This window comes from Streptomyces phyllanthi (genome assembly GCF_009377205.1).
Lineage (GTDB): Bacteria > Actinomycetota > Actinomycetes > Streptomycetales > Streptomycetaceae > Streptomyces > Streptomyces phyllanthi.
On sequence record NZ_VJZE01000575.1, the window covers coordinates 1 to 4,972 of the forward strand.

Consider the following 4,972-nt stretch of genomic DNA (forward strand, 5'->3'; position numbering starts at 1 on the left):
CCCGGTCACCTCCGGTCCCGTCGGTCCCCGCCCCCTGACTCCCGTACTCGTACTCCAGCGCCACCCGGAGATTCCCGTGCTCGGTGCGCAGGCGGGCGAGGGCCTCCTCCTGGCCGGGGCCGTACCAGTCGGCGGCGAGGTGTTCGGCGAGGGAGAGGAAGTGGTCGCGGTGCCGGCGCAGCAGTCGCCGTTCCTCGTCCGCGCCGTACTCGGCGAGGCGCTCGCGGCCGTACTGGCGGATGGTCTCCAGCATCCGGTAGCGGGCCGTGCCCTCGTGCTCGGTGGTCAGGACGACGGACTGGGCGACCAGCCGGTCGAGGAGGTCCAGCACCTCGTGGCGGGGCACTCCGTCGCCGGAGCAGACGCCCTCGGCCGCGTCGAGGTCGAAGCCGCCCGCGAACACCGACAGCCGGTTCCACAGCAGCCGTTCGGCCGGGCCGCACAGCTCGTAGCTCCAGTCGATCAGTGCGCGCAGGGTGCGCTGGCGCGGGCGAGCGGTCCGGCTGCCCCCGGTGAGCAGCGCGAAGCGGTCCTCCACGCGGTCCGCCAACTGCTCCACCGTGAGCGTCCGCAGCCGGGACGCGGCCAGCTCGATCGCCAGCGGCAGTCCGTCCAGCCGGGCGCACAGCCGGGTGACCGCGTCCCGGTTCGTCCCGGTGACCCGGAACTCCGGGCGGATCGCCGAGGCCCGGTCGAGCAGCAGCTCCACCGCCTCGTCCGGTACCGACAGCGGCGGCACGGTGAAGACGTGCTCGCCCGCGATGCCCAGGGTGCGGCGGCTGGTGGCCAGGACGCGCAGCTCGGGGGCGCCCGACAGCAGGGTCTCGGCCAGTTCGGCGCAGGCGTCGACCAGGTGTTCGCAGTTGTCCAGCACGATCAGCGCCCGGCGCCGTGCCAGATGCCCGGTGAGCTGGTCGAGGACCGGCCGGGCGCCCAGGTCGGGCACGCCGAGCGCGGTCGCGGTGGCGCCCGCCACGGCGGACGGGTCCCGTACCGGCGCCAGGTCCACCAGCCACACGCCGTCGGCGAAGCCCTTCCGTGCCGCGGCGGCCGCCTCCAGCGCCAGCCGCGTCTTGCCCACGCCGCCGACCCCGGTGAGCGTCAGCAGCCGTGCCGCCCCGAGCCGGCGGCGGATCTCCGCGATGTCGCGCCGTCGGCCCACGAAGGTGGTGAGCGCGGCGGGCAGGTTGCCCGCACCGGAGAGCGCGCCGGTCATGTTCCCTCGCCTCCCTCCGCGAGCTGCGAGCTGCGAGCCGCGATCAGATAGCCGATCGCCGCAAGCCGACAGCCGCAAGCCGCAAAGCCCGGAACCGTGCCGCAACGCTAAGGAAACCTGTCGGTCGGGGCAAGGTGCGGGCGGTATCGGGCGGTATGCGGTCTCCGATGTGCGGTCGGGACGAGCCACCCGGGGTACGCGAGGGGGAAACCTGGGGAAACCCGGACGAAGTACCCGGGAGGAAGTGATCCCGATGATCTCCGAGATGGTTCTGGTACCCACCGACGGCGCGAGGCTTCCGGGCGACCTCATCGTGCCGGAGCGGGCGCGGGCGGTCGTGCTGTTCGCGCACGGCAGCGGCAGCTCCCGGTTCAGCCCGCGCAACCGGCTGGTCGCCGCCGAGCTGCGGATGGCGGGCCTGGGCACACTGCTGCTGGACCTGCTCAGCGAGCAGGAGGAGCGCGAGGACGCCGTGACGGGAGAGCACCGCTTCGACATCCCGTTCCTCGGCCGCCGGCTGGTGGCCGCGATCGACTGGCTGGAGACGCAGCTGGACACCCGGGGTCTCCCGGTCGTCCTCTTCGGCGCCAGCACCGGCGCGGGCGCGGCCCTGGTCGCCGCCGCCGAGCGCCCGGACCGCGTGCTGACCGTCGTCTCGCGGGGCGGACGGCCCGACCTGGCCGAGGACGCCCTGGACGCCGTACGGGCGCCGGTGCTGCTGATCGTCGGTGGCGACGACGAGCAGGTGCTGCGGCTCAACCAGGAGGCGGCGCGGCGGCTGCGTGCCCCGCACTCCGTGCACGTGGTGCCGGGGGCGACCCACCTCTTCGAGGAGCCCGGGGCGCTGGAAGAGGTCGCCGTCGCCGCCCGGCGGTGGTGCGCCGAGCGCCTCACCTCCTCGCGAGGAGGTGCCGAGTAGCGCGTAAACCGACGGAGCCCTGGCGGAGCAGACGGAGCCCTGGCGGCGGACTGGCGGAGGACTAGACACCCGTCCGCAGGTGGGCGCCCTGCCGCAGCAGCTCCTCCTGGACGAGCGGGTGGGGCACGTTCCGCGGGGTGCGGTCCTCGTGGACGGCGAGTGCCGCGCACACGCCGGCCGCCTGGCCGGTCGCCATGGCGATGGGCATGACCCGGTACGAGGAGTGCGCCACGTGCGTACCGGAGATGCAGCGCCCGGCCAGTAGCAGCCGGTCGGTGCTCCGGGGCAGCAGGCTGCGCAGGGGGATGTCGTAGAAGCTGCCGTGCGGCACCCGCTTGAGGAGGGTGCCGGTGCCCTCCGGGTTGTGGATGTCGACCGGGTAGGCGCCGTGTGCGATCACGTCCGGGAAGGTGTGGGCGGCCAGGACGTCGTCTCCCGTCAGCACGTAGTCGCCGAGGACGCGGCGGGTCTCCCGCACGCCGATGCCGGTGCCGCTCTGCACCACGTACGACTCCTCGAAGCCGGGCACGTGCGTGCGCAGGAAGTGGTCGATCTGCGCCAGCTGCCGCCGTGCCGTGAACTCGGCCCGGCTGAGGTCCCACACGCTGGTGCCCAGCACCTTGGTGACACGGGTGGAGTTGACGCTGACCTCGCCCGGATGCGGGGTGCCGAAGAACAGCACGTCCTCGCGCGGCAGCTCCAGCTCGCCGCCGGCCGTGGCCTTTTGGACGAGGTCCCACAGACCGTGCACGCCGCGCCACTGGTCGGGGTGCGCGCGTACGTACTCGGCGAACCGCTTCGGCAGGAAGTCCGCGACGCGGAACATCAGCGTCATCGGCTGCACCAGTCCGTCCTCGGGGCGCCCGATCTCGTACGGCGCCCCGCACGCGACCGCGACGTCACCGTCGCCCGTACCGTCCACCACCACACCGGCGTCGATCACCACCGGGCCGGACTTGGTCTCGAAGGCGACCCGCCAGCCGTCGTCGAGCCGCAGCGCGGTGGAGGCGAAGGCGTGGAACAGCATCCGCACCCGCGCCTCGTCCAGCAGGTCGAGCAGGACCAGTTTGAAGACCTCCGGGTCGAACGGCACCGTGTACCCGGTCTGCACGGAGGGCGGGATACAGCCGCCGCGCGCCGCGAGCCGGTCCAGCAGCCGCCACAGGACGCCCGCGACCACCGGTTCGCCCTCGCCGTGGTCGGTGGGCAGCAGCCGGGTGACGTCCCCGGCCTCGGTGAAAGCGGCCTGCCGGTGCTCGTTGTGGAACGACATCAGCGGCATGACCAGCGCCGCGGTCGCGTTGCCGCCGAGGAACCCGTAGCGCTCGACGAGCACGACGTCGGCTCCCGCGTCGGCCGCGGCGACCGCGGCGGCGCATCCGGCGGGGCCGCCACCGACCACCAGCACGTCGGTGCGGCCCCCGTGGCGGGCGGGCCGCGGGGGCAGGGTGACGGTGCGGTGTTCTCGGGGCTCTTCCAGGATCGGCATCGAGGTCCTCCCGCGGGCGGGACCCTCGACGGGTCCCTTCCGCTTCCGGGCAGGTCACGCGCTCAGCGGGCGGACCTCTGACGCACGCACCCGCGACTGCTCCGGCTCCGTGTACGGTGCGCCCGCGGCGCCCTCGAGGTCGTCGAGCAGCGCCCCGCACCGGGCGCCGGTCTCCTCGGCGAGCGCGCGCAGCTCCCGTACACGGGACTGCAGTACCGCGCGACGCTGCGGATACTCGTCCCAGAGCCGGTCCACCTCGGCCAGCAGCAGTCCGGCCTGCTCGCGGGCCACGCCCACCAGCGCCGGAGCGCCGATGCGGCGCGCGAAGTCGAAGACCTTGCCGGAGTACGGCAGCGGCAGCACCGGCAGCCCGGAGAGCGCCGCGAAGACCACGAAGTGCAGGCGCATCCCGACGGCCAGGTCCAGATGGCGCATAAAGCCGAGGAGCTGTCCCGGACTGTAGATGCCGTGCAGGATCCGCCCCTTGTCGGGCGCGGACATGTGGGACAGCACGGCGTGGGCGTGCCGTACGTCGTGGCGCTCCATCGGCAGGAACACCACGTGCGCGTCCAGGCGCCGGACCAGGAAGTCCGCGACGTCGGCGAGGAGCGCGTGGTAGCCGCCCTCGTCCAGGTTCTCGGCCGCGCGGCCGGGCTCCCGCACCGACATGCCGACCAGCCGGGAGCCGGTGGGCAGGCCCTCGTCGGCCAGCATCCGGTCGGTGAACGGCTCCGACGGCAGCAGCAGCGCGGGATCGGCGGTGACGGTGATCTCGCGCTCGACGCCGACCTCCTCCAGGACGAGCCGGGACTCCTCGTCCCGCACCACCACGTCGTCCATCCGCGCCAGGACGGCGCGCACCGCCTCCCGGTCGTCCGCCTCCCGCAGTGGGCCGGCGCCGACCGCGTACGCGAACGTGCGCACACCGCGTTCCTGCGCGGCGCGGACCAGGCGCAGATAGCGGCGCGCCTCACCGTCGTACAGGATGCCGCCGCCACCGAGCACCAGCAGGTCGAGGCCGGACAGCGCGTCCTGGACGTGGCTGCGGGTGACGCCCTCCCAGTCGACCACCTCGTCGGCGTCACGGTGGTGGGTGCGGGTGTGCTCGGCGTTCCGGCTGAAGACCACGAGCCGGGCCTGTGGACGCCGGGCACGCAGGTTGCTCAGCACACAGGTCAGAATGGACTCGTCGCCGAAGTTGAAGCCGCCGTAGGAGCCGAGCACGCCGATGCGCGGGGCCGACACGCCGGGGCGGGGCTGCGGTGAGGCAATGTTCATCCGTGCGCTCCTGTCATGTCGGAGTCGGTCGGTCGGGGGAAAGGCTGCTGCGGGTCGGTCGGGGGAAGGG

The 4,972-nt window shown here is 73.6% G+C and carries 4 protein-coding genes; 1 reads left to right on the forward strand and 3 read right to left on the reverse strand.

From position 1 onward, the window contains the following. On the reverse strand, nucleotides 1–1,216 hold a 1,216-nt coding region (locus tag FNH04_RS41155; protein WP_152791295.1), incomplete at its 3' end, for an ATP-binding protein. A gap of 253 nt (nucleotides 1,217–1,469) precedes the next feature. On the opposite strand from FNH04_RS41155, the gene FNH04_RS41160 reads away from it, so the two are divergent. Continuing rightward, entirely contained in the window at nucleotides 1,470–2,135 is a 666-nt protein-coding gene (locus FNH04_RS41160; RefSeq protein WP_152791296.1) for a dienelactone hydrolase family protein, read from the forward strand. Between the two features lie 61 nt (nucleotides 2,136–2,196). Here the strand turns inward: FNH04_RS41160 and FNH04_RS41165 are convergent, their stop codons facing one another. After that, nucleotides 2,197–3,624, reverse strand: a complete 1,428-nt coding sequence (locus tag FNH04_RS41165) for an FAD-dependent oxidoreductase (RefSeq protein ID WP_152791297.1) — start codon at nucleotides 3,622–3,624, stop codon at nucleotides 2,197–2,199. A gap of 54 nt (nucleotides 3,625–3,678) precedes the next feature. Then, nucleotides 3,679–4,902, reverse strand: a complete 1,224-nt coding sequence (locus FNH04_RS41170) for a polysaccharide pyruvyl transferase family protein (protein ID WP_152791298.1) — start codon at nucleotides 4,900–4,902, stop codon at nucleotides 3,679–3,681. Nucleotides 4,903–4,972: the final 70 nt, after the last annotated feature.